Consider the following 24,002-nt stretch of genomic DNA (forward strand, 5'->3'; position numbering starts at 1 on the left):
AGTTACGCCAGGTTACGCAACTCCCGCAGCGCCACCGACAGCATGGCCAGGTCCACGCCCTTGGCCTCGCTCAACTCGGCCAGCAGCTTCTGGGCGCGTTCCAAGGCGTCGTGGTTGCGCTGGTCCCAAGCCGCCAGCATGCTGGCAGCGTCGGCGGCACCTTCGCTGTGGCCCAGCACATCGTGGGCAATCGAGCGTTGCAAGCCCGAGAGATCGTCGCCCAAGGCGGCCTTGGCCTGGGTTTGCCAATAGCTGCCCGCGGGCAGCGCCTCGATTTGCAGGCGCAGTCGCTCCAGACCCAGGCGTTCGCCCAGGCTGGCATGGACGGCGCAGACCACCTCGATCGGTTGCTGCGTGGCGTCGGCAATCTCGGCAATGTCGAGGGCCGCGAACAAGGATTCGGCACTCAGCACCTCTTGGGCAATTTCGCTCGGCACGCCAGCCTCGATCCAGCCCTCCGCCCGGGCTGACAGGACTGCCTCGCTGCCAAGGCGCCCGCGCAGGGCCGCAACCGCCGGTGCAAAGCGCTTGAACAGCGCCTCCATCGGCTCGTTGAGACGCCGGGAACGCAGGAACCACATCGTCGCGTGGCTGCCCAGTCGGCCCAGATCATTGATCATCTCGGCCTGCACCGCATCGGGCACCTTGTTGTCGAGCGCCTCGATCTTCAGCCACAACGGCACATAACCGAACACCTCACGGGTGGCCAGGTAGGCGCGCACGATCTGCGCCGGTTTGGCACCACAAGACTCGCTGAGGCGGTGCACAAAGGTCGAGCCGACTCGGTTCAACATGCTGTTCAGCACGTGGGTGACGATGATCTCGCGTTTCAGCGGGTGGCGCGGGATGTAGCCGGCAAACTTCTCGCGCAGCAGCGCGGGGAAGTAACGCTCTACCGCCGTGCCAATCCAGCCGTCCTCGGGCAGGTCCGAGGCCATCAGCTCATCCGACAGCCACATCTTGCTATAGGCCAGCAACACCGCCATCTCAGGCCCGGTCAGGCCGACACCGCGGGCCTTGCGTTGCTGAATCTCTTCATCGCTGGGCAGGAACTCGATGGCGCGGTTCAGCAGGCCCTGCTTTTCCAGGAAACGAATGAAGCGCGCTTGCTGGTCGATCAGGGCCACGCCCTGGCGACCGGCAATCGACAGCGCCTGGGTCTGGAAGTAGTTGTCGCGCAGCACCAGCGCGGCCACTTCGTCGGTCATCTGCGGCAGCAAGGTGTTGCGCTGTTTCAGCGTCATCTCGCCATCGCCCATCGCCAGGCCCAAGAGGATCTTGATATTGACCTCATGGTCCGAGGTGTCCACGCCGGCCGAGTTGTCGATGGCATCGGTGTTGATGCGCACGCCATGCAGCGCCGCCTCGACGCGACCGCGCTGGGTGCAGCCCAGGTTGCCGCCCTCGGCCACGACCTTGCAACGCAGCTCGGCGCCATTGATGCGCAGACCGTCGTTGGCGCGGTCGCCCACGTCGGCATGCACCTCACCGCCGGACTTGATATAGGTGCCGATGCCGCCGTTGTAGAGCAGGTCAACCGGCGCCTTCAAGATGGCGCTGAGCAACTCGTTCGGCGGCAGTCGATCGACCGTGATGCCCAAGGCGGCTTGGGCCTGTGGAGAAATCGGGATCGACTTTTCCGAGCGCGCCCAAACGCCGCCACCGGGCGAGATCAGCGAGGCGTCGTAGTCGGTCCAGGCCGAGCGCGGCAGCTTGAACAGGCGCTCGCGTTCGGCAAAGGAAACGGCCGCGTCCGGACTCGGATCGATGAAGACATGGCGGTGGTCAAAGGCCGCCAGCAGGCGAATGTGGGGCGACAGCAGCATGCCGTTGCCAAACACGTCGCCACTCATATCGCCGACGCCCACCACGGTGAAGTCCTGGCTTTGCGTGTCGACGCCGAGTTCGCGGAAATGCCGTTTGACCGACTCCCAGGCGCCGCGGGCGGTGATGCCCATCGCCTTGTGGTCGTAGCCGACGCTGCCACCGGAGGCAAAGGCGTCGCCCAGCCAGTGGCCGTACTCCGCGCTGACCGCGTTGGCATAGTCGGAGAAGGTGGCTGTGCCTTTGTCGGCGGCCACCACCAGATAGGGGTCATCCTCGTCCATGCGCCGCACCTGGGGCGGTGGCACCACTTGCGAGCCGGCGTAGTTGTCGGTCAGGTCGAGCAGGGCGCGCAGATAGTCTTGGTAGCAGGCAATGCCTTCCTTCATGAAGGCCTCGCGGTCAGCGGCCGGCGGTGCCTTTTTCAGCACGAAGCCGCCCTTGCTGCCGACCGGCACGATGACGGTGTTCTTGACCATCTGCGCCTTCACCAGGCCCAGCACCTCGGTGCGGAAGTCTTCCGGCCGGTCCGACCAGCGCAGACCGCCGCGGGCGACCTTGCCGCCACGCAGGTGGATGCCTTCGAAGCGCGGCGAGTAGACGAAGATCTCATACAGCGGCCGTGGCTCCGGCAGACCCGGCACCTTGTGCGAGTCGAGCTTGAAGCTGAGGAACTGGCGGCGTGGGCCGGCCGCGCCGCTGTGGCCGACGCCGGTGCGCCAGAAGTTGGTGCGCAGCGTGGCCTGGATCAGGGCCAACAGTTGCCGCAGCACCCGGTCTTCTTGCAGATTGGAGACTTTTTCGAGCGCACGCTCGATGCCATTGACCTGGGCGGTGGCGCCGAGTTCGTCATGCGCTTGCGGGTCGAAGCGCAGCTTGAACAGTGTCACCAGCATGCGCGCAATGCGTGGGTGCGCCGCCAAGGTGGCCTCGATGGCCGATTGCGACAGCGCAAAACCCACCTGGCGCAGGTACTTGGCGTAGGCGCGCAGCACCACGATTTCGTCATTGGCCAGGCCGGCGCGCAGCACCAGGCGGTTGAAGTCGTCGTTCTCGACCTCGCCATTGAAGACCTGCGCAAAGGTGTCCTCAAACAAACGCGCCAAGGCCTCGGGCTCGATCTCGTCGGAGACACTGGCCTGCAGCTCGAAATCATGCAGCGAAACCGCCGCGCCGGCGTTGCTGGCATCGGCAATGCGGTGGTTGTGTTCGCCCAGCACCCGCACGCCCATATGCTCCAGCATCGGCAAGCTGTCGGACAGGACCACGGCGCCGCCCATGCGGTAGACCTTGAAGCCCAGCGTGCCGGACTCCGCGCCCAGCGGCCGGTACAAGGCCAGGGCCAAGGGCGCATCGGTGCTCAGGCTGGCCAGCTTGACCACATCGGGCACGGCGGCGCGTGGGCTGATGCGCTCGCGATAGCCGGCCGGGAAACCCGCGCTCCAGCGCTTGAACAATTCCAGACCGCGGGCCTCGCCCTCGGCGTCGATCAGCGCGTCGCGCAGATCATCGTCCCAGCGGCGCGCGGCGGCGGTCAGTTTGGCCTCCACGTCCTTGCGGTCAAACACCGGCACCTGGCCCGGTGTGGTGCGCACGGTGAAGTGAATGCGGGCCAGGACCGCGTCACTCAACTGCACATCAAACTCGGCACTGCTGCCGCTGAAGACCTGCATCAGGATGGCCTGGAACTTGATCCGCATATCGGTCGAGTAGGCCTCGCGCGGTACATAGACCAAGCAGCTGAAGAAGCGGTCAAAGGGATCGCGGCAGACGAACAGACGCAGACGCTGGCGCTCGCCCAGGGCCAGGATGCCCAGCGCCGTCTCGAACAGCTCGTCATTGGAGATCTGGTACAGATCGTCGCGCGGATAGGTCTCCAGAATATGCTGCAGCGCCTTGGCCAGGTGGCCGCCGGGCGGCAGGCCGGCGCGTTGGGTGATGGCATCGACCCGGCCGCGCAGCAGCGGGGTCTCGGAGACGCGCGCACTGTAGGCGGTGGAGGTGAATAGGCCGATGAAACGGTGCTCACCGACCACTTCGCCGGCCGCGTTGTAACGCTTGACGCCGACGTAATCGGTATAGCCGGCGCGGTGCACCGTCGAGCGCGTATTGGCCTTGGTGATCACCAGCATCGGCGAGGGGGCGCGGGCCAGCGCGCGCGCGTTCTCGGGCAGAGCCGAGAAACTGGCGGAGAGCATTTCCTGCTCGGTCTCGCGCAGCAGCCCCAGGCCGCTGCCGGGCAGCAGGCGCAGCGCGTCGCCGCCGTTCTCGGCCACCAGTTCATGGGCGCGGTAGCCCAGCAAGGTCATGTGGTCATCGGCCAGCCAATGCAAAAAGGCCAGGCTTTCTTGCACCTCGGCGGGGTTCAGCGAGGCGGGCGCTTTTTCCATTTCGGCGATGGCTGCGCGCAGTTGCCCGACCATCGGTTGCCAGTCCTGCACGGCGGCGCGCACATCACCGAGTACGCGTTCGATGCCGGCCAGCAGCTCGGCGCGCTGCTGTGCGTCGATGATGCGGTCCACCTCGATGTGCATCCAGGATTCGCGCTTGATGTTTGCGCCGTCGCCGGCCTCGCTGCGCGGACGAATCGACTTCAGCTGACCGGCCTCATCGCGCTCCACCGCGTAGATCGGATGCACGATCAGGTGCAGGGTCAGGCCCTGGCGGTTGATCTCGATTGTGGTGGTGTCGACCAGGAAGGGCATGTCGTCGTTGACGATGTCGATCACCGAGTGGCGCGAGGCCCAGCCGTTGTCGCCCACCGTGGGGCTCAGCACCCGCACCAGGGTTTGGCCCGGCAGGCGTTTGGCGCCGAACTGCAGGTGTGAGAGCAGGGCGCCGAGCAGGTCCTCCGGCGTGCGGGACAGCAAGTCCTCGGCATCGACGCGGCGGAAGTACTCGCGTCCAAAATCTTCGACCATGGCCCGTTGTTCGGGCGCTTGTTGACGGGTGGCAGCCAGGGCCATTACCGCATCGATCCGTTCGCGTTGTAGCGCGTTGAGAGGGTCAGTCATTGCTTGTCTCCTTGGAACCGTGAGTGTGCCTCAGTGCCACGACGTCAAAAACAACAGCTGGCCGAAAAGACCGGCCTTCTTAGATTTCATCAAGCCGCCTGCTGAGCCCCAATCCAGGCATCGACCTTGCGGTCCAGCAGGTCCAGCGGTACGGCGCCGCCGTCCAACAGCATGTCGTGATAGGCCCGGATGTCAAAGCGCGCGCCGAGGGCTTGTTCGGCCCTGCGGCGCATCGTCAGCACGCGAATTTGGCCGATCTTGTAGGACAGGGCCTGGCCCGGCCAGCCGATGTAACGGTCCACTTCATTGACGATGTCGACCTCGGTCTTGGCCGCATTGGCGCGGAAATAGTCGATCGCCTGCTGGCGCGTCCAGCCCAGGGCATGCAGGCCGGTATCCACCACCAGTCGCACCGCCCGCCACATGTCGTAGGTCAGTTGACCAAAGTGTGAGTAGGGGTCGCGGTAGAGACCGAGCTCGAAACCCAGTGTCTCGGCATACAGGGCCCATCCTTCCAGATAGGCGTTGTAGCCGGCAAAGCGGCGGAACTTGGGCAGGTCCTGCTGCTCTTGCGCCAGCGCGATTTGCAGATGGTGGCCGGGCACCGCCTCGTGCACGGTCAAGACCTCGATCTCGTACTTGGGCCGCATCTCCGGCCGGTACAGATTGACGTAGTAATAGCCGGCGCGCAGGCCGTCGTCGGAGGGGCCGCTGTAGTAGGCGGCCGTGGTGTTGGGCGCGCTGGTCATCGGGATGGCCCGCACCCCGTACGGTGTGCGCGGCAGCTTGCCGAAGAGCTTGCACAACTCCGGCTCGATCTGCTTGGCGCAGACCACGTAGGCGGCGAACAGTTCCTCGGCCGTTTTGAAATAGAACTGTGGATCGCTGCGCAGGAATTCGAAGAACTGCGCCAGACTTCCTGTGTAGCCCAGGCGCGCCATCACGGCCTTCATATCGCCATGAATGCGCGCCACCTCGTCGAGCCCGATCTGATGGATCTCCTTGGCCGTCAGCCGGGTGGTAGTGTGGAACTCGATGCGGTTTTGGTAGTAAGCCAGGCCGTCCGGAGTGTCGCTGATGCCCACCGAGTCGCGGCAGGCCGGCAGGTACTCGTTTTCAAAAAAGTGTTTGAAGTCCCGGTAGGCGGGCAGCACCGCCTGCGCGATCACCTGTCGCGCCTCGGCTTGCAGACGGGCCGTGGCCTCGGCCCCGAAGCGGGCTGGCAGTTTGCTGAAGGCGCTGTAAAACGGGCTCAGGCTCGGGTCCGCCAGCAGCTCGGCATTGAATTGCATTGCCAGCTGCGGCAATACCCGTTCCATCAAGATGCGTGGCTGCGTGCGCCCCTGGCTTGCGGCTTGCCGCAGCACCTCGCTGTACTGGCTCAAATAGCTGGGCAGGCCGCGCAGGCGCTGCAGCCAGACTTCGACATCGGCCACGCTGTCGAGCGGCATGATTTCGACCAATTCGTTCAGGCTTTGAGGGCCTTCGCGCGCGCTGATCGCGTAGCCCAGCGGATGAAAGGGCAAGACCGCCAAGCGGGCCTGCAATTCATGCTGAAACAAATCGTAGTTCAGCTGCTCCGTGGCCGGCAGTGCCGCGCGAGGGATGGCCTGCAATTCGGTCAGGGCGGCCCTGTTGGCGGCTTCGCTGGCGGCCAAAGCGGCGGGACTCAGATCCGGCCACAGCGCGTTGAAACGGGTATCGCCGATATAGCTGGCGGTGATGGGGTTTTCGGCCAGCTCTCGCGTCCAGCAGGCCTCGAAGAGTGCATGCAGTTTCTGAACCTCTGTGGCGGCTGCGGTGGGGGACTCAGAAGTGCTGACGGATGAAGGCATGGGCGGCGTGGGGCTCGTGGGAATCATGGGAAGCGTGATTTCGGACGCTGGGGGCGCGGTGGCCGTTCACAAAAATTTTCAAACAGGCAATACCTGGCCCCCGTGGCAAACGGCATCATCCTAGGCATGAAAAGCTTATCCGTCTATGGGGCCGCACTGCCGGCGCGCCGACTGTTGCTGCAAGGCCTGCTGGCCAGCGCTTGCCCGGCCCTCGGCTGGGCCAAGGCCGCACCCGCCGCAAGCCCTTCAGCCGAGCCTTTGACTGCGGACGAGCGTGCTTTTCATGCCCTGAATCGCCTCGGTTTTGGGCCGGCCCCTGCCGATGTGGGGGCGATCCGGCGCCTTGGGGCATCGGCTTGGTTGGAGCAGTTTTTGCAGCAGCAGATGCAGGGGCCAGTGGTCTTGCCCGCCGGCTTGCAGCAGCAATTGCAGGCCATGGACAGCTTGCAGCTGAGTCAGGCCGAATTGCTTGGTCGCTACCGGAAGGCGCGCGAGCTCGGACGAGAGGCGGGGCGCTCCGACCCTGCCCCTGCGCAGGCCGCGGCCAGTTCGCCCGAGCTGAGCCGGCGTGATGTGATCCGCCCGCTGGTGCATGAAGCCTCCAGCCAGCGGCTCCTCCGCGCGCTGCAGTCGCCGGGGCAGTTGGAAGAGGTGCTGGTTGATTTTTGGTTCAACCATTTCAATGTGTTTGCCGGTAAGGGGCCGGTCGGCGCCTTGGTTGGCAGTTATGAGCGTGAGGCGATTCGGCCCTTTGTGTTCGGCAAGTTCCGCCAGATGTTGGGTGCCAGCGCCAAGCACCCGGCGATGTTGATCTATCTGGACAATGTGCAGAGCGTGGCCGCCAATTCGGCGGTCGGCCTTCGTCAGGCCCAGCGTGCGGCCGACGCCAAGCCGCGCGCCACCGGACTGAATGAAAACTACGCGCGCGAGTTGATGGAGTTGCACACGCTGGGCGTGGACGGCGGCTACAGCCAGCGCGACGTGACCGAGTTGGCGCGCATCTTGACCGGTTGGACAGTGGACTACCGCGCGGTGCTTCGTGCCGAGAAGAGCGCGGGGGCCGGCAGCGGACGATCCTTGTTCGTCTTTGATGCCTCTCGCCATGACAAGGGCCCTAAGCAATGGCTGGGTCGACAGATCGACTCGGCCGGCCAACAGGAGGGCGAACTGGCCTTGGACGTGCTGGCCGCGCACCCGGCCACCGCGCGCCACATCGCTTTCAAGCTGGCCCAGGCCTTTGTCAGCGATGTGCCGCCGCCGGCCTTGGTCGCGCATTTGGCCGAGCGCTTTTTGGCCAGCCAAGGCGATCTGCGGGTCTTGATACAGAGCCTGCTGAGCTCCGATCAGTTCTGGAGCCGCGAGGCGTTTCAAAGCAAGTTCAAGACGCCGTATCGCTACCTGCTGTCCAGCCTGCGCGCTATGGCGCTCGGGCCAGACGATGTGCCGGGTCTTTTGTCGCACCTGGCGCAGTCGGGCATGCCCTTGTATGGCGCGCCGACGCCGGATGGCTACAAAAACGTGGCCGAGGCCTGGATGAACCCGGAAGCGCTGGCGCAGCGCATGCAATGGACGCAGCGCCTGCTGCGCATGAACCGCAATTCAGTCGGCGGAAAACTTGGCAGCGAGGACCTGCAGGCCACTCTGGGCGCCAGCCTGTCGGAGCGCACGCGCAAGGCCGTGGCGGCCGAGCCGGCCGACCTGCGTCTGGCCTTGCTGCTCGGCAGCCCGGACTTCATGCACTACTGAACAGAGGACCGCAAGCCATGCAAGCACGCCGACGATTGATGGGCCAAGCTGCAGCGTTTGCTGCGCTGGCGGGCTGGGGCTTGAGGGCCTGGCCGGCTGGAAATGCCGCTGCCCAGGCCTACCGGCAAGGCGCCCGACAGGGCGCAGAGGCACGCCCGCGCAAATTGATTGTGTTGATGTTGCGCGGCGCGATCGATGGGCTCAGCGTGGTCGTGCCCTTCGCCGACCGCGACTACATCGCCGCGCGCAGCAGCACGCGCTTGGCCGCGCCGGGTGAGGCCGGCGGCGTGATGCGCTTGAACAGCCAGTTTGGTTTGCATCCGGCCTTGGCGCGGCTGCTGCCGCTGTGGCAAGAGGGTAGCCTCAGTTTTGTGCATGCCAGCGGTTCGCCCGACCCCAGTCGCTCGCACTTTGATGCGCAGGACTTTCTGGAAAGCGGCACGCCCGGCATCAAGACGACGCCGGACGGTTGGATGAACCGACTGCTGGCCACCTTGCCGGGTGAGCCCTCACCGACGCGGGCCCTCAGCATGGGCGCCACGCCGGCGCGCATTTTTGCCGGCGCTGCGGCGGTGGCGAACTTGGGCACCGGGCCCCGCGCGCTGGACAGCAAGGCCATCGATGACCCGCGTCTGCAGGCCGGCTTGGCCCGGCTCTATGCGCAGGACGCCGGCCTGTCGCGCAGCCTGCGAGACAGCACCGAGGGGCGTGCCGAAATGCAGCGCAGCATGGCGATGGCGGCCGACAGCAAGGACGCGCAAACCGTGGCGGGCCAAGCCGATATGGGCGCCGCATCGGCGCGCTCCTTTGCCGCCGATGCGCGGCGCATGGGGCAGTTGATCCGGCGTGACCCGCATACGCAACTGGCGTTCACCTCGGTCGGCGGTTGGGACACCCATGTCAACCAAGGTGGTGTCGAGGGGCAGTTGGCCAATAAGCTGGCGAGCCTGGGCGAGGGCTTGGAGGCACTCGGCCAGGGACTGGGCGATGCGATGCGCGAGACGGTCATCGTGGTGTGCAGCGAATTTGGCCGCACCTTGCGCCAGAACGGCACCGGCGGCACCGACCATGGCCGCGGCAATGTGATGTGGCTCTTGGGCGGGCCGGTCGCAGGTGGGCAGGTCTTGGGCGAGTGGCCGGGCCTGGACACGGCGGCGCTGGCCGAGGGTCGGGACCTGGCGGTGACCAGCGATTTCCGGCAGGTCTTTGCGGTGCTCTTGCAGCGCCACCTGGGGCTCTCGGAGGCTGGTCTGGCCCAGGTCTTCCCGCAACTGCCGGGTGCGTGGAGGCCCGGCGCTAGCTTGCTGCGGGCATGAAAATCTTGGGAGCCCGTGGGCCGGGCTTGGCGGGGAAAATCCCTAGCGCCTCTTGATCAGGAATCGCAGCCCTTTGGCCTAGACTGGCCCGATGCAAGCATCAGCCATTCTTTCAAGCGGCCTGGGGCGGCGGCGCTTGCTGGGCGCCGCGGCGGCTTGCTGTGCCGTCGGCCCGGTCCGCGCGGCGGCGAGCGTGATGACGGTCTGCCACGATATGCAGCCCTTGCAGGGCGAGGCAGATTCCTTCGCGCTATCGGTCTTGACCCTGTTGCTGAACAAGACGGTGGCCAGCCACGGCCCCTATCGTTTCGAGCCGATGGAGCCGCGCGACAACATCACGCAAAGCCGCACGATGCTGGAATTGCGCGATGCCAAATTGGATGTGGTGGCCAGCATGAATTCGCGGGCCCGAGATGCCGATGGCATACAGGTGCGCGGCTGCATGCGGCGCGGCCTGAATGGCATTCGCCTGCCGATCTGCCTGGCCAGCCGGCAGGCCGAGTTTGAGAACATCAAGAGCCTGGAGCAAGCGCGTCAATTCAGCATTGCGCAGGTCGCGCATTGGCCCGATGCCGCGGTCTTGGAGGCGAATGCCTGGCCGGCTCAGCGGATCCCCAAGCTGTCCATTTTCAGTGCCATGTTGACGCGGCATCGTTTTGACTTGTTTGCGCTGGCCTCCGACGAGGCCTATGGCATCGTTGACGTCATTCCGGAGTTGGTGGTGCTGAAGCAGTGGGCCATTGCCTACCCGTCCACCTTTGCGTTCATGGTCAGCCATCGCCGGCCCGAATTGGCCGAGCGCCTGCGCCATGGCTGGCGGGTGGTGCTGGCCGACGGCAGCTTTGAGGCCATGCATGACAAAGCGGTGGGTTGGCAGGTGCGCAAGGCCAATCTGGCCGCGCGCCGCTGGCTGGTCTTGCACAACCCGGACCAGCCGCCCGATGCGCTCAAGCAAGACCCGCGCTTGTGGAGCCCCTTGGTGCGCCAGCGCCTGATCGAGCCCTTGTTGCGCAAGGTTTGAATCTGCCGGGCTCGCCTTAGAGCCCCAACTCGCTCAAGCTCGGGTGATCGTCGGGCCGACGTCCCTGCGGCCAATGGAACTTCCGTTCACTGGCTTGGATGGGCTTGTCATTGATGCTGGCATGGCGCACGGCCATAAAGCCGGCCGCGTCGAATTCCCAGTTCTCATTGCCGTAGGAGCGGAACCAGTTGCCGGCATCGTCGCGCCATTCGTAGGCGAAGCGCACGGCAATCCGGTTGCCCTCATGGGCCCAGATCTCCTTGATCAGCCGGTAGTCCAGTTCGCGTGCCCATTTGCGCTCCAGCAGGGCCTTGATTTGATCGCGCCCCTGCGGGAACTCGGCGCGGTTGCGCCAGAGGCTGTCGGGTGTGTAGGCCAGCGCCACGCGCGCCGGGTCGCGGCTGTTCCAGGCATCCTCGGCCATGCGCACCTTTTGCATCGCTGTTTCGCGGCTGAATGGCGGCAGCGGCGGGCGCGGGGCTTCGGCAACCGGCGCTTGAGAGGCGTCGGGCGCGACGCTGGGGATGGAACTTGGGCTTGACGTTGGATGCATGGCTGGGCTCGGCGTGCCGATGAAGGGCGGCGGATGGCGGTGGAGGAACAGTGACGCACTGTCCCCGAATTGCCGCTTGGGCGGAAGTACCGCGCCGCCCAAGACTGCCTTGCGCAGAACGCAACAATGCGGTTTCAGTCCGCGCCATTCATCTCGCGCCACCTAGGCCTTGCTCAGTCCAAGCGTTGGCCCTGGGCATCAAACCAATGCAGGCGCTGGCGATCGAAGCCGAAGCGCACCGCGTCGCCGGCGGTCAGCGCGGCCTGGCCGGGCAAGACCGCGCACAGGCTGATCTCGCCCGCCGACATCCACAGCAGGTGCTGGTTGCCCAGCGGTTCGACCAAATCGACCATGCCGCTGAAGGGCTGCTCGGCGCCAATCAACACATCCTCCGGGCGCACGGCGAGGCTGACTTCCGCAGCTTCTGTCAAGGCCTGAGGACCGTCGAGTTGCAGCGGGCCGGCGCTGAACTGGCCGCTACGCAACTCACCGGCAAACTGGTTGATGGTCGGTGAGCCCACGAAGCTGGCCACGCGCAGATTGCGCGGCCGCTCGTAGACCTCGGCCGGGCTGCCGATCTGCAGGATCTTGCCCTGGTGCATGACGACGATGCGGGTCGCCAGCGTCATCGCTTCGACCTGGTCGTGGGTGACGTAAATCATCGTGTTGCCCAAGCGCGCATGCAGTTGCTTGAGCTCACGGCGCAGCTCGGTGCGCAGCTTGGCGTCCAGATTGGAAAGTGGCTCGTCGAGCAGCAGCAAATCGGCTTCGCGCACCACGGCGCGGCCTATCGCCACGCGCTGACGTTGGCCGCCCGAGAGTTGGGCGGGCCGGCGGTCCAGCAAGGGCTCGAGCTGCAACATCGCCGCAGCCTTGGCGATGCGGCCGTCCATCTCGGCCTTAGCTTGTCCGGCCATGCGCAGCGGAAAAGCCAGGTTGTCACGCACGCTCATGTGCGGATAGAGGGCATAACTCTGAAACACCATGCCCAGGCCGCGCTCGCTGGGCTGGGCCTGACTCATGTCTTGGCCGCCGATATGAATGCTGCCCCCGCTGATGGGGTTGAGGCCGGCGATGCTGTGCAGCAAGGTCGACTTGCCACAGCCGGATGGTCCCAGCAGGACGAGGAACTCCCCGGCGTTCACCTCGAGGTCCAGCCCTTGGATGACCGCGTGGCCAGCGAAGCTGATGTTCAAATTCTGGATGCGAACTTGGCTCAATTGATGCCCCTATAGCTACCCAAATGGCTGCCCAAAAAGCTGAGCGGGTCGGTGCTGACGAAACAGGAGCGCAGCATTCAGTTTTCCTTGTAGACGCGTACCCAGTCCACGCTCATCTGAGCGGGGAAGACGGTGCTGGCATCGGGCGAGCCGGGCCAATCGCCGCCGACGGCCAGGTTCAGAATCAAGAAGAAAGGCCGCTCAAACACCCAGCTGCCACCGGCCGGCAAAGTGGCGGGCGTCAGGCGGTGGTATTCGACGCCGTCGACCAACCAGATGATTTCATTCGGCCGCTTGATGATGCTGAAGACATGAAAGTCGTCGGCCACCGCCTGCTTGAAGTCAAAGGCCTTGCCTATGCCTTGGGCGCCCGAGTAGCCGGGGCCATGGGCGGTGCCGTAAGCGGCATTGGGCGTCTTGCCGACAAATTCCATGATGTCGATTTCACCCGAGGCTGGCCAAGGCAGCTGGTCCGCCCCCAGGCTCCAGAAAGCCGGCCATATGCCCTGGCCGCTGGGCACCTTGATGCGGGCCTCGATCTTGCCGTTGGTGAAGCTGAACTTGCCTTGGCTTTGAATGCGAGCCGAGGTGTAGGCGCAGGGCTTGCCGTTCCAGCAAGGCCCGGCGTCGGCCCTGCGCTCGGCTTTCAGGATCAAGACACCCTTGCCGTCCAGAAAGCTGTTGCGGGTCGAGGCGCTGTAGTACTGCAGCTCATGGTTGCCCCAGCCATTGTTCTCCTGATTGCCCAGGTCATGGTTCCAGAAGGCCGGGTTGGGCGTGCTGCCGGACGCGCCGTCGAACTCGTCCGACCAGAGCAGGGTCCAAGTGGATGTGGCAGGGCTTGCGGGTGTTGCGGCCGGAGACGCACTTTGCGGCGTTGCCGCCACGCTGCCGCCGCCGCAGCCGACCAAGCCGGCCAGCACAAGCGACATCAGTGGACGCAGCAGCCGTGGCGCTTGCACGGAAAGCTGGGACGCTGGCTTCATGGCTTTCCACTCGCCGGCTTCAAGCCGCGCCATTGGTTCAGGAAATCGCGGTACCAGAGCGCGCTGGCCTTGGGCGTGCGCTGCAAGGTCTCGTAGTCGACGTGGACGATGCCAAAGCGCTTGGCATAGCCATAACCCCATTCGAAGTTGTCCATCAGGCTCCAGACCATATAGCCGTCGACGCGCACGCCGCGATCGCGGGCGACGGCCAAGGCGGCAATATGTTCTTGCAAATAGCGCTTGCGGTCCAGGTCTTGCACATGGCCGTCGGCCACAGCGGCATCGGGGAAGGCGCCGCCATTCTCGGTGATGAAAACCGGCGGCAGATGCGGGTAGTCGGCCTTCATCAGGCAGAGGATGTCCGTCAGGCCTTCGGGGTAGATTTCCCATTCCATCTCGGAGACCGGTAGGCCATGGGCACGCGCGCTCCAGGGCAGGCCCGAGGCTTGCACCACATTGCGCGAGTAGTAGTTGATGCCCAGGTGGTCCATCGGCGTCTGGATGGCGGCCATATCGCCGGCCTCGATCTTGGGGGCGTCGGCGCCCAGTTCATCGATGATTTCTTGCGGGTACTGGCCGCGCAGCAAGGGGTCGCTGTACCAGCGGCGGCTCAGCGCGTCGGCGCGGCGAGCGGCGGCGATATCGTCGGGCATCGGCGAGGCGGGCACGCTGGGGCCCATATTCAAAACGATGCCCAGATTGGCGCTGGCGCCATCGGCGCGCATGGCCTGCAGTGCCAGACCGTGGCTGAGCATCAAGTGGTGCGAAACCTGCGCCGCAATCGCGCGGTTCTTGATGCCGGGCGCATGGATGCCGATGTCGTGGCCCAGGGTGGCCGCGCACCAGGGTTCGTTGTGGGTGGAGATCATGTGCAGTCGGTCGCCGAGCTGCTTTTGCACATGGCGCGCGTAGTCCACGAAGCGGTGCACCGTCTCACGGTTGGCCCAGCCGCCCTGGTCTTGCAGCGCCTGCGGCAGGTCCCAGTGGTAGAGCGTGGCCACCGGCTTGATGCCGCGCTTTAGCAAGCCGTCAACCAGGCGCTGGTAGAAGTCCAGGCCGGCGCTGCTGAAGGCACCTTGGCCCAGGGCTTGCACCCGCGGCCAAGCGATGGAGAAGCGGTAACAGTTGACGCCCAACGAGGCGATCAGATCGAGGTCGCTTTCCAGTCGGTGCACATGGTCGCAGGCGATGTCGCCATTGCTGGCATCGGCGATGGCGCCGGGCTGGCGGCAGAAGCGATCCCAGATCGATTCGCCACGGCCATGCTCATGGACGGCCCCTTCGATCTGGAAGCTGCTGGTGGCGACGCCAAACAGGAAGTCGGCGGGAAATTGCTGGTGCATGGGAGTGGCTTGCATTACTTGACAGCGCCGGCGGTCAAACCGGCGATCAGTTGGCGGGAGGAAATGACGAAGAGGACGATCAGGGGCAGGGTGGCAATGGCCGAGCCGGCCATGATGGCGCCCCACTCGGTGTTGACGGTGCTCTGCAGGCCGCGCAGGGCCAGCGGCAGGGTGTAGTTGTCGGCATTGCGCAGCACCACCAGAGGCGCCATGAAGTTGTTCCAGGACGCAATGAAGGTGATCAGGCCCAGCGTGCCCAAGGCCGGGCGCATCAGGGGCAGGGCGATGTGCCAGTAGATGCCCAACTCGCTGCAGCCATCGATGCGCGCAGCCTTGAGCAACTCGGCCGGCACCGAGGCGGCGGCGAACTGGCGCATCAGATAGATGCCGAAGGCGCTGGCGGCGCCGGGGATGTAGAGCGCGCGGTGAGTGTCGATCCAGCCTAAAGCGTCCATCACCATGAAGTTCGGGATCATGGTCATGAAGGGCGGCACCAGCATCGTGCCCATCACCAGCAGGAACAGCGGCTGCTTGAAGCGGAACTCCAGCATCGCAAAGGCATAGCCGGCCATCGAGCAAAACAGCAGGGTCAGCGCGGTGGACATCAAGGCCACATACAGACTCCAGCCGAGGTTGCGCCAGAAGGGCAGGCGGCTGGTCAGAGTGGCCATATTGCGTTCCAGCTCACCGCCAAACCACAGCGGCGGCGGCACATTGAAGATGGCCGCGTTGGACTGCGTGGCGAACACGAACATGAAGTAGAAGGGCGCCAGCATCAGCAGGGCGCCGCAGCCGACCACGACGTAGGCGGTAAGGCGGGAAGGCGTGGCTTTCATGCCTGGCGCTCCTTGAAGGCTTTGTTGGTCAGCCAGGTCATCAGCACCAAGAGTGCGAAGAGCAGCCAGGAGATCGCGTTGGCGGCGCCGAAGTCGCTGAAGTCAAAGGCCAGGCGGTAGACATACATGGCCACCGTCATCGCCGCTTGGCCGGGGCCGCCGCGGCCGCTGGTGAGGATGAAGGGCTCCTCGAACAACTGCATGCCGCCGATGATGCTCAAAGTTATGCCGAACAAAATCATCGGCTTCAGCGCCGGCAAGGTGATGAAACGGAACTGCGACCAGGCGCCGGCGCCGTCCAGCCTTGCGGCCTGATAAAGCTCGCGCGGAATGGTCTGCAAAGCGGCCAGGTAGAGCACCAGGTTGAAGCCGAGGTAGCGCCAGAACACCACCATGGCAAGCGCCGGTTTGAGGGTTTGCGGTTGCCAGAGCCAGTTAATCGGCTCGATGCCGAAGACGCTGTGCAGCACCACGTTGACCAAGCCGTAATCGGTCGACAGCAGCGAGGTGAACATCATGGCGATGGCCACCGTCGAGGTGATGTAGGGCAAAAAGTAGGCCGCCGATACCGTGTGGCCATGGCGCCCAAAGGCCTGGTTCACAAACACCGCCAGAGGCAGGGCCACCAAGTGCTGCGGCAGGCCCGAAACGACCGCCAGCCACAAGGTGTTTTGCAAAGACTTCCAGAACCAGGCGTCACCGAGCACGAAGACGAAGTTCTCTGTGCCGACGAAGCGCATGGCCTCGAGCCCGGCGGTGGGCTCCCAGCTCTGGAAGGCCATCCACAGCGAGAACAGCAGCGGGAACAGGCCGAACACCGCAAACAGCAGCAGGAAGGGGCTGAGCAAGAGGTAGGGCGCCCAACGCGGGGGCAGCAGGGGACGACGGGTTGTTTTCATCGTGTCGCTCGGTGCATCAGCAAGGCCTGCGCGTCGGCCAAGGCTTGGGGAATGGCTTTGCCATAGATCAGCACGTTGTCGAGTTCGCCATTGACCACCTCTTCGGCAAATTTATTTTGGCGGTGCAGCGGCCGCACCGGGATGCGCCGGGCCGCGTCGCGCCAGAGCTGGCGGGCGCGCTGGCCGCCGAGAAATTCCACCGGCTCGTCAAAGAACGGGTCTTCATGGGCCGACAACAGGGCCGGGAAGGCGTCCTGGCTTTTGAAGGCGCGCAGTTGCAGATCGCGGTTCAGCGTCAGGTGCTGGATCAATTCCCAAGCCAGCGCCTTCTTGGCCGGATCGGAGCGGCGCGGAATCGCGTAATAGGTGCCGCCCCAGCCGGCAAAGCTCTGGCCTGGCAGTTGCGCCACCCGCCACAAGCCCTTGGTCGAGGGCGCCACGCTATTGGCCAATTGCCCGGCCATCCAAGCGCCGGTGAGTTCGGTGGCCAGACGGCCGCGGCGCAGGTGCTCGCTCCAGTCATTGCGCCAGGTGTCGACGATGGCGTCCAGGCCGAGTTGACGTGCTTGCTGGGCCAGTTGGAAGGCGCGTTGAAAATGCGGCGAGGTGATGCTGGGCCGCCCTTGGGCATCGAAATAAATGCTCTGGCCGGACGGGGTGCTGGCAAACAGCACGATGTCCTTCAGGTAGCGGGCATGGGCGAAGAGATAGGCACCGGTGCGGGCCTTCAACTGCACGCCGGCTTGCACATAGCTCTCCCAACTCTCGGTCATCTCGCCGATGCTCAGGCCGGCGCGTTGCAGCAGGTCGATGCGGTAGAACAGCGAGCCGGGGCCGATATCGGTCGGCAGCGCCACCACCGCACCGTCGCGGTTGCGGGCCTGGTCAAAGGCAAAGGGCACAAAGCGGTCGCGCAAGCCCTCGGCCTGGTACGGTGCAATCGACAGGTTTTGTAGCCCGGCGCCGAGCGAGAAGCGCCCCATATACATGGTCTCCAGGGCGATCACGTCGGGCAGGTGGCCGCTGCCCGAGGACGACAGGGCCGTGGTCATCGCTGTGTGATGGTCGTCGTATTGACGGCTGATCACCTCGACGTCCAGGCCCTCATGCGACTGCTGCCAGGCGGGCAGGGCGCTTTTGATGATCTGGTCGACCATCGGGAAGGCGGCGACCACCAAGCGCTGCTTGGTTCCTGCGCCGCGTGCCAGACCGGCAATCGGGGCGATGGCGGCCGCAGCAATCAGCTGGCGTCGGAGGGGGGTGAACATGGGGTTTTGAATCTTTGAAAGCGTTTTCATAATTCTGGCGCGACTGCGCCGGAACACCAAGCCGCGTAAACCCTAGCACCGGCAGGGCCGCGGCGCCAAGTCAGCTGCTTTTTAGGCCTTTACACTTGCGCGCTATCGTCCAGAGGAATGTCAGTGCAAGCTAAAACTCCAGCCAAGAAAGCGCCTTCAAGCCGAGGGGAGGGCGTGGTGACCCTGGAGCAGGTGGCGCTTCGGGCCGGCGTGTCGCCCAGCACGGTGTCTCGAATCCTGAATGGCACGGCGATTGTCAGTGAGGCCAAAAAGGCGGCGGTGGATGAGGCCATCCAAACTTTGGGCTATCGGCCTAACCCGGTGGCGCGTGGACTGGCCGGCGGCCGCACCATGAGTGTCGGTGTCGTGACTCAGCGCATTGCCAGTCCTTTTTACGGCGAGGCGCTCAGCGGCATCGAAGTGGAGCTCGAGGCCGCGGGCTATGTGCCCTTGTTCGTCAGCGGCAACTGGAACGAGGTCGATGAGCGCAAGGCCATTGAAACGCTGATGTCGCGTCGGGTTGATGGTGTCATCGTGTTGGCGGGCCGCTTGGGCAATCAGGAGTTGACGCAGTTGCTGGCCTCGGTGCCCTCGGTGGTGGTCGGGCGGCAGCAGGCAGGGCCGGGGTTGTTCAGCTTCAGCTTTGACAACCGCGCCGGCGCGCGCCTGGCGACCGAACATTTGATTGAACTGGGGCATAGGCGCATCGCGCTGTTCCAGGGCGACTTGATCCATGAGGATGCGATCGAGCGCCAAAGCGGTTATCTGGATGCCTTGGCCGCGGCCGGTATTCCGGTCGATCCGCGGCTGATCGTGCAGAGCGATTACACCGAGTCCGGCGGCATGTTGGCCGTCAGCCGCCTGCTTGAGCGGGATGCCGCCTTCAGCGCCATCTTCAGCTCCAATGACCAGATGGCTTATGGCGCGATGTTGGGCTTGTCGCGACGCAATTTGCGAGTGCCCGACGATGTATCGGTGGTCGGTTTTGATGACCTGACCATGTCGCGCTACACCATGCCGCCCTTGACCACGGTGCGGCAGTCGGTCTACGAGACGGGCACCCAGGCGGCGGCGGCCATGTTGGCCTTGTTGCAAGGGGGCTTGCCTGCGGTCAATCTGCCGGCGCCGGAGTTGGTGCTGCGGGAATCTGCGCGCCGTATTGCACGTTGATGTCAGGGGGGCCTAGAAGCCCCTGTTGACGCGGATTGGCGTTGCTCAAACCCGCCAACCTAGGGTGTGTCCTAATTTGAAAGCGCTTGCAGATGGGCGATTCTTCGAGTCAATGAAAGCGCTTTCAGCGTTATTCATTCTATAAAAGCCCAAATCACATCGGAGACAAGCCCATGAGAAACACTCGACCCGTCTGCCGTCTGTCCCTCTTGGCCAGTGCGGCCGGCCTCTTGGTGGCCGGCATGAATGCACAGGCGCAGCAGAGCACAGCCGCAGCACCTTCGGCCGCCGCTTCAGCGCCGGCAGCCAAGTCGCAAGACGCACAGCAGCTGGATGCTGTGGTGGTGACAGGCATTCGGCAAAGCCTGGAAACCTCGCTGACCCTGAAGCGCAATGCGCGCGGCGTGGTCGACGGCATCGTGGCCGAGGAGATTGGTAAGTTCCCCGACGCCAACTTGGCCGAGTCGATGCAGCGTATAGCCGGCGTGTCCATCGACCGCAGCAATGGCGAAGGCTCCAAGGTGACGGTGCGTGGCGTGGGCCCCGACTTCAATCTGGTGCTGCTGAATGGCCGCCAAATGCCGGCCTCCAGCCTGGGTGCCACCTTTGCTTCGAACTCGCGTTCCTTTGACTTTGCCAATCTGGCTTCCGAAGGTATTGCCGCGCTGGAGGTCTACAAGACCAGCCGCGCCGACGCGCCGACCGGCGGCATTGGCGCCACCATCAATATCAAGACCGCTCGTCCGCTGGACAACCCCAAGCAAGTCGCCAGCATCGGCGTCAAGCTGGTCAGCGACGAGTCGAACAAGCGCTTGCCCGACTCGATGAAGGGCACCCAGGCCACGCCCGAAGTCTCCGGCATCTATAGCAATGTGTTTGCGGATGGCACCTTCGGTATCGCCCTGGTGGGCAGCTACCAAAAGCGCAACGGTGGCTTCAACCAGGCGGCAGTTGACGCCGGCTGGCGCACCTTCAAGGGTGATGAGCAGAATTGGGGCACCATCCCGCTGCCAGGCCAGGCAGGTGCTGACAAGATCACCAATCGGCCCAAGGCGACCGACCTGTATGTGGTGCCGCAAGAGTTGCGCTACAGCCTGAACGCCTTTGAGCGCGTGCGCACCAATGGTCAGCTGGTCTTGCAGTTCCGTCCCATCAAGGACCTGACGGCCACGGTGGACCACACCTATTCAGAAAACAAGATTCACTCCAAGCGCGCCGAGTTGTCGGCTTGGTTTAACTTCGGCCCTTCGTCCTCCAGTTGGACCAATGGCCCGATCGCGACCCCGACCAAATACACCGAGACTTATCCGGTGGACGGCGCTGCTGATGTGGCCATGGCCGGCAGCATCTACGGCACCAAGAACACCAATCAGTCGACCGGTGTGAACTTGGCTTGGAAGGCCTCGAACACCCTGTCCTTTGATTTTGATGCGCATCACTCGACGGCGACCTCCGCCGCAGACAGCCCTTATGGCAGCAACTCGACCTTGGGTGTGTCGATGCAAAACCGGGCCTTTGCCACGGCCGACTTCTCGCAGAAGTTCCCGATCCTGAGCATCGGTCTGCATGGCGACCCGGCGGCCTCGCCGAGCCTGCTGCAGGTGACCGGCTCGAGCTTCCGCAACAGCTATATGCGCAACGAGATCGACCAGGCCCAGTTGAAGGGCAAGTACGTCCTCTCTGAAAGCTCGGGTCTGGACTTTGGCGTGGGCTTCACCAAGGTGAAGAACCGCACCGCCTTCGCCAATGTGCAGCAAGACAACTGGGGGGGGCATAACACGCCTAAGGACTACGATGACAGCCTGTGGCAGCCTTCCCAGCTGCAGAACTATTTCGCCCATTCCTTTGGCTCGGCCAATGGCTCGGCCTTGTTCAATAACTTCTATCTGTGGGACTTTGAGGCGGTGCGTGCTGCTGCGATCAAGGCCGACAAGAGCGACAAGTGGTTTGTGCCTTCGTCGGACTTCACCGATGACCGCCGCACGCAAGAGAAGTCCTCTAACGCCTTCGTTCAGTATGTGAAGGACTGGGACTGGGGTGTGCCTATGAACGTGGCGATGGGCCTGCGTTACGAGCGCACGCAAGTGAACTCGCAAGCCTTGGTGCCCATCGTCACGGGCATCAACTGGGTCAGCGCGAATGAGTTCTCGCTGATCAAGGGCAAATCGGACTTCACGGCGCTGTCCGGCAGCTACAACTACCTGCTGCCCAGCATCGACTACGAGGCGGAGCTGAGTGACAAGGTCAAGATGCGGGCCAGCTATGGCGAGACCATTGGGCGCCCGGGTTGGGGTGCGATTCAGGGCGGCGTGACCTTGTCGGACTTCCGCGTCAATGGCGGCTCGGGCAGCCAGGGCAATCCTGCCTTGAAGCCGCTGCTGTCGAAGAACTTTGACCTCTCGGCCGAGTTCTACTACGCCAAGGGCAGCTATGCCGCCCTGGGCTTGTTCCAGAAGAACATCAGCAACTTCATCGGCTCCAGCACACTGCAGTCCAAGCCCGCCGGTTTGACCACACCGATCAACGGCCCGCTCTACAACGAAGCGGTGGCCAAGAACTGTGCGACCAAGGATGCGGTCTGCATTCGCAACTACATCTTGAACACCTATAACGGGACCCGAGGTGTGGTGCGTACGGGCTTCGACGGCACCGGCAATCCGGTTGGCACCATTGCCGGCCAAGCGGGTGATCCGGAAGCCGTGTTCACCATCAGCGCGCCGAGCAATCAGCGCAGTGACTCGATCAAGGGCTTGGAGTTCAACATCCAGCATGCCTTCGGCAGCAGTGGCTTTGGCGTCGCAGCCAACTACACCTTGGTGAAGTCGGGCCTGAAGTACGACAACAGCAATCTGACCGAGCAGAACGCGCTCTTGGGCTTAGGCAACTCGGCCAACTTGGTGGGCTTCTTTGAGAACTCGAACTTCAGCATTCGCGCCGCCTACAACTGGCGTGATGAGTTCCTCAGCAGCACCACGGCCGATGTGTTCGGCTCCGCTGGCCCGGCTTACACCGACGCCTATGGTCAGTGGGACCTCAGCCTGGGTTATAAGTTCAACAAGAACCTGAGTTTGAACTTCGAAGCGCTCAATCTGAACGACGGTCTCCAGCGCGTCCACGGTCGCGCCAAGGAGGAGACGCTGTACTCGACCCAAACGGGCCGTCGCTACAGCTTGAACGCACGCTACACCTTCTGAACGGCGAGATGACCTGATGCGTGCTGCTCTGCTTGATAACGTGACCCACCGGGATCTGTGTTTGCAGACCCGGCTGGATGCGGCTTGGGGAGATGCTGCGTGTGCCGTGCCCACGGTGCCCGCAGAGTTCAAGCAGTTGCAGGCGCATTTCCCTATCGTGTTCCAGCAAAGCGGCGACGCCAGCCGCTTTCAGCCGGTGGCCTTGCTCGGCTTGCTGGAATCGCGCAGCAGCTTTTTGGGGCCGCGTGGTTGGGAGGCCGGTCACATGCCCTGGGCCCTGGAGCGCCAGCCCTTGCTGGTGGGGCGTGATGGTGAGGGCTGGGTGGTTCATATTGATTTGGACAGCCCGCGCCTGAGCCTGAGCGAAGGCGCGCCACTTTTCTTGCCCAATGGCGGGCAGTCGCCGCTGTTGGAGCGTCGGGTGTCGGTGCTGCAAGCCTTGCATGAAGGCATGCAGACCTTGCCCGACTTCATTGACGCGCTCTTGCAGTACCAAATGCTGGAGCCCATGAGCCTGGATATTGAGCAGGCTGATGGTTCGGTGCGCCGTGTGGCCGGCTATTACGTCATCGACGAAGAGCGTCTTGCTGCCCTGCCGGGCGCCGCCGTGGCTGCGCTGCATGAGGCGGGACACTGGTTTGCCATCGCCATGGCGGTGGCCTCGCTGGCCAGGATTCCGGCCCTGCTTGAGCGCGAGCAGCGGCTGGCTCAGGCTTGAGATTGCGCTCATGCAAGCCCTCAGGGAATTCAAGGTCGATCAGCCCGGCCAGGTGCCGCCGCAGGTGCTCGCCATGGATGAGCCCTGTGTGCTGCGCGGTCTGGTTTCGCATTGGCCTCTGGTGCTGGCCTGTGAGCAGGCTGCCGGCGACGGTGCGGAGGCTGCGGCCACTTGTTTGAAGTCGTACTGGCGCGACGCCACCATCGGCGTGTTCCGCATGGCGCCGTCGACCGAGGGACGCATTGCGTATAACGAGGACTTCAGCGGCTTCAACTTCAGCCGCGAGTTCCTGCGCTTTGATCAGTTGCTGGACCAGTTGCTGGCCTACCGCGAGCAAGACCCGTCGCCCTATCTGTACATGGGCTCGACCACGGTCGATACCTGCTTGCCCGGTTTTCGTTTGAACCACGCGCTGCAGTTGGACTCGCAAGAAGAAGCCTTGGTGAGCCTGTGGATGGGCAACCAGATCACGGTGCCGGCGCATCAGGATTGGCCTTCGAATATTGCTTGCTGTGTGGCCGGCCGGCGCCGTTTTACTTTGTTCCCGCCCGACGCGGTGGCGGATTTGTATGTGGGCCCGCTGGACCTGACGCCCGCCGGCCAGCCCATCAGCCTGGCCGATGCGTCCCGGCCCGATGTGAAGCGCTTCCCGCGCTTTGCCCAGGCTCTGGATCGTGCCCTGGTGGCTGAGTTGGCGCCGGGCGATGCGATCTACATCCCGAGCCTGTGGTGGCATCAGGTTGAGGGGCTGGACTCGCTGAATGCCCTGGTCAATTACTGGTGGCGTCGCAGCCCCGCATGGGCGGATTCACCCAATACCGCGCTGTGGCTGGCCTTGGCCACGCTGCGTGATTTACCGCCGGCCGAGCGGAAGGCGTGGCGCGTGCTCTTTGACCACTATGTGTTTGAGGCCGATGCCAACACCGCCGCGCATATCCCCGCCCAAGCGCGCGGCCTGCTCGCGCCCTTTGACGAAACCGCCATGCGCCGCATGCGTGCATGGCTGATGAAAAAACTCAATCGATGAGG

General features: G+C 64.1%; 16 protein-coding genes. 7 read left to right on the forward strand and 9 right to left on the reverse strand.

The window, feature by feature from the left end; translation table 11 throughout:
- Positions 1-2: 2 nt before the first annotated feature.
- Positions 3-4,838, reverse strand: coding sequence for an NAD-glutamate dehydrogenase (locus WG899_RS18110; RefSeq protein WP_339597060.1), 4,836 nt, complete (start codon positions 4,836-4,838; stop codon positions 3-5).
- Positions 4,839-4,927: 89 nt separating this feature from the next.
- Positions 4,928-6,673, reverse strand: coding sequence for a DUF885 domain-containing protein (locus tag WG899_RS18115; protein WP_339597061.1), 1,746 nt, complete (start codon positions 6,671-6,673; stop codon positions 4,928-4,930).
- A 126-nt stretch (positions 6,674-6,799) separates the two neighbouring features.
- Between WG899_RS18115 and WG899_RS18120 the strand changes: the two genes are divergently transcribed.
- From WG899_RS18120 to WG899_RS18130, 3 genes are all read left to right on the forward strand, one after another.
- Positions 6,800-8,419, forward strand: a complete 1,620-nt coding sequence (locus tag WG899_RS18120) for a DUF1800 domain-containing protein (RefSeq protein WP_339597062.1) — start codon at positions 6,800-6,802, stop codon at positions 8,417-8,419.
- A gap of 17 nt (positions 8,420-8,436) precedes the next feature.
- Positions 8,437-9,735, forward strand: a complete 1,299-nt coding sequence (locus tag WG899_RS18125; RefSeq protein WP_339597063.1) for a DUF1501 domain-containing protein — start codon at positions 8,437-8,439, stop codon at positions 9,733-9,735.
- A 91-nt stretch (positions 9,736-9,826) separates the two neighbouring features.
- Positions 9,827-10,756 (forward strand): type 2 periplasmic-binding domain-containing protein, encoded by a 930-nt coding sequence (locus WG899_RS18130; RefSeq protein ID WP_339597064.1) that lies wholly within the window; start codon positions 9,827-9,829, stop codon positions 10,754-10,756.
- Positions 10,757-10,772: 16 nt separating this feature from the next.
- Here WG899_RS18130 and WG899_RS18135 read toward each other — a convergent pair whose 3' ends face one another.
- The 7 genes from WG899_RS18135 to WG899_RS18165 all read right to left on the reverse strand — a co-directional run bounded on the left by WG899_RS18135 (position 10,773) and on the right by WG899_RS18165 (position 17,861).
- Positions 10,773-11,309, reverse strand: a complete 537-nt coding sequence (locus WG899_RS18135) for a nuclear transport factor 2 family protein (protein WP_339597065.1) — start codon at positions 11,307-11,309, stop codon at positions 10,773-10,775.
- 173 nt (positions 11,310-11,482) lie between these two features.
- Positions 11,483-12,529 (reverse strand): ABC transporter ATP-binding protein, encoded by a 1,047-nt coding sequence (locus tag WG899_RS18140; RefSeq protein WP_339597066.1) that lies wholly within the window; start codon positions 12,527-12,529, stop codon positions 11,483-11,485.
- A 77-nt stretch (positions 12,530-12,606) separates the two neighbouring features.
- Positions 12,607-13,515: a glycoside hydrolase family 16 protein gene (locus WG899_RS18145; protein WP_339597067.1), complete on the reverse strand. Its 909-nt coding sequence runs from the start codon at positions 13,513-13,515 to the stop codon at positions 12,607-12,609.
- Positions 13,512-14,858: a GH1 family beta-glucosidase gene (locus WG899_RS18150; RefSeq protein ID WP_339597068.1), complete on the reverse strand. Its 1,347-nt coding sequence runs from the start codon at positions 14,856-14,858 to the stop codon at positions 13,512-13,514. The genes WG899_RS18145 and WG899_RS18150 overlap by 4 nt, the downstream gene beginning before the upstream one ends.
- Before the next feature lie 14 nt (positions 14,859-14,872).
- Positions 14,873-15,694: a carbohydrate ABC transporter permease gene (locus WG899_RS18155; protein WP_339597069.1), complete on the reverse strand. Its 822-nt coding sequence runs from the start codon at positions 15,692-15,694 to the stop codon at positions 14,873-14,875.
- Positions 15,691-16,593: a carbohydrate ABC transporter permease gene (locus WG899_RS18160; protein WP_339597070.1), complete on the reverse strand. Its 903-nt coding sequence runs from the start codon at positions 16,591-16,593 to the stop codon at positions 15,691-15,693. The genes WG899_RS18155 and WG899_RS18160 overlap by 4 nt, the downstream gene beginning before the upstream one ends.
- Positions 16,590-17,861, reverse strand: a complete 1,272-nt coding sequence (locus tag WG899_RS18165) for an ABC transporter substrate-binding protein (RefSeq protein WP_339597071.1) — start codon at positions 17,859-17,861, stop codon at positions 16,590-16,592. The genes WG899_RS18160 and WG899_RS18165 overlap by 4 nt, the downstream gene beginning before the upstream one ends.
- A 153-nt stretch (positions 17,862-18,014) precedes the next feature.
- Here WG899_RS18165 and WG899_RS18170 point away from each other — a divergent pair, with 153 nt between their 5' ends.
- From WG899_RS18170 to WG899_RS18185, 4 genes are all read left to right on the forward strand, one after another.
- Positions 18,015-19,061, forward strand: coding sequence for a LacI family DNA-binding transcriptional regulator (locus WG899_RS18170; protein ID WP_339597072.1), 1,047 nt, complete (start codon positions 18,015-18,017; stop codon positions 19,059-19,061).
- A 173-nt stretch (positions 19,062-19,234) separates the two neighbouring features.
- Positions 19,235-22,255 (forward strand): TonB-dependent receptor, encoded by a 3,021-nt coding sequence (locus tag WG899_RS18175; RefSeq protein ID WP_339597073.1) that lies wholly within the window; start codon positions 19,235-19,237, stop codon positions 22,253-22,255.
- Between the two features lie 16 nt (positions 22,256-22,271).
- Positions 22,272-22,973, forward strand: coding sequence for a SapC family protein (locus tag WG899_RS18180; RefSeq protein ID WP_339597074.1), 702 nt, complete (start codon positions 22,272-22,274; stop codon positions 22,971-22,973).
- Positions 22,974-22,983: 10 nt separating this feature from the next.
- A complete protein-coding gene (locus WG899_RS18185; protein ID WP_339597075.1) occupies positions 22,984-24,000 on the forward strand; it encodes a cupin-like domain-containing protein in 1,017 nt (338 codons plus the stop codon).
- Positions 24,001-24,002 lie beyond the last annotated feature (2 nt).

Origin of the sequence: Paucibacter hankyongi (assembly GCF_037482915.1) — a bacterium.
Taxonomy (GTDB): domain Bacteria; phylum Pseudomonadota; class Gammaproteobacteria; order Burkholderiales; family Burkholderiaceae_C; genus Paucibacter_A; species Paucibacter_A hankyongi.

Bases quoted from the DNA above. Each gene is read 5' to 3' on its own strand.
- WG899_RS18145 (WP_339597067.1), bottom strand. From the start codon at position 13,515: ATGAAGCCAGCGTCCCAGCTTTCCGTGCAAGCGCCACGGCTGCTGCGT.
- WG899_RS18115 (WP_339597061.1), bottom strand. From the start codon at position 6,673: ATGCCTTCATCCGTCAGCACTTCTGAGTCCCCCACCGCAGCCGCCACA.
- WG899_RS18130 (WP_339597064.1), top strand. From the start codon at position 9,827: ATGCAAGCATCAGCCATTCTTTCAAGCGGCCTGGGGCGGCGGCGCTTG.
- WG899_RS18185 (WP_339597075.1), top strand. From the start codon at position 22,984: ATGCAAGCCCTCAGGGAATTCAAGGTCGATCAGCCCGGCCAGGTGCCG.
- WG899_RS18155 (WP_339597069.1), bottom strand. From the start codon at position 15,694: ATGAAAGCCACGCCTTCCCGCCTTACCGCCTACGTCGTGGTCGGCTGC.
- WG899_RS18180 (WP_339597074.1), top strand. From the start codon at position 22,272: ATGCGTGCTGCTCTGCTTGATAACGTGACCCACCGGGATCTGTGTTTG.
- WG899_RS18175 (WP_339597073.1), top strand. From the start codon at position 19,235: ATGAGAAACACTCGACCCGTCTGCCGTCTGTCCCTCTTGGCCAGTGCG.
- WG899_RS18135 (WP_339597065.1), bottom strand. From the start codon at position 11,309: ATGCATCCAACGTCAAGCCCAAGTTCCATCCCCAGCGTCGCGCCCGAC.
- WG899_RS18165 (WP_339597071.1), bottom strand. From the start codon at position 17,861: ATGTTCACCCCCCTCCGACGCCAGCTGATTGCTGCGGCCGCCATCGCC.
- WG899_RS18125 (WP_339597063.1), top strand. From the start codon at position 8,437: ATGCAAGCACGCCGACGATTGATGGGCCAAGCTGCAGCGTTTGCTGCG.
- WG899_RS18160 (WP_339597070.1), bottom strand. From the start codon at position 16,593: ATGAAAACAACCCGTCGTCCCCTGCTGCCCCCGCGTTGGGCGCCCTAC.
- WG899_RS18110 (WP_339597060.1), bottom strand. From the start codon at position 4,838: ATGACTGACCCTCTCAACGCGCTACAACGCGAACGGATCGATGCGGTA.
- WG899_RS18120 (WP_339597062.1), top strand. From the start codon at position 6,800: ATGAAAAGCTTATCCGTCTATGGGGCCGCACTGCCGGCGCGCCGACTG.
- WG899_RS18150 (WP_339597068.1), bottom strand. From the start codon at position 14,858: ATGCACCAGCAATTTCCCGCCGACTTCCTGTTTGGCGTCGCCACCAGC.